This is a genomic window from Pseudoalteromonas sp. bablab_jr011, assembly GCF_016464045.1.
In the GTDB taxonomy this organism is placed as follows: domain Bacteria; phylum Pseudomonadota; class Gammaproteobacteria; order Enterobacterales; family Alteromonadaceae; genus Pseudoalteromonas; species Pseudoalteromonas lipolytica.
The window spans coordinates 1-306 of sequence record NZ_JACDWU010000034.1; the positions used below are offsets into that span (position 1 = coordinate 1).

Here is a 306-nt window from a genome sequence, read left to right on the forward strand (position 1 = left end):
ATTTGCAGGTGGAATGACTATTTTGTGAGTGGCGTCGCTTGGTTAAGCACGCAGCGAAAGCCTATGGCACGGTAGGCCTCGCCCAGTTCATCAGATTCTTGGCGTGTATACACGTTACTACCTCGGGGAGATTCTAAAAACATTCCGCCGCGCATTACTTTTTTTGTGCCTTTAGAGGGGCCCGTTGGGTTATGCTCAGGAGAGTGCCGATAGTAATCTTCAGCCCACCAATCATTAACCCATTCAATCATATTACCACTGAGATCATAAAACCCTAATGGGTTGGGAGGGTAAGTGCCGCTAATG

At 48.0% G+C, this 306-nt stretch carries 1 protein-coding gene; it reads right to left on the reverse strand.

Going from position 1 to position 306, the window contains the following annotated elements:
- Positions 1-17: 17 nt before the first annotated feature.
- A partial coding sequence (locus tag JIG41_RS01080) for an SUMF1/EgtB/PvdO family nonheme iron enzyme (RefSeq protein WP_199524129.1) occupies positions 18-306 on the reverse strand: 289 nt, incomplete at its 5' end.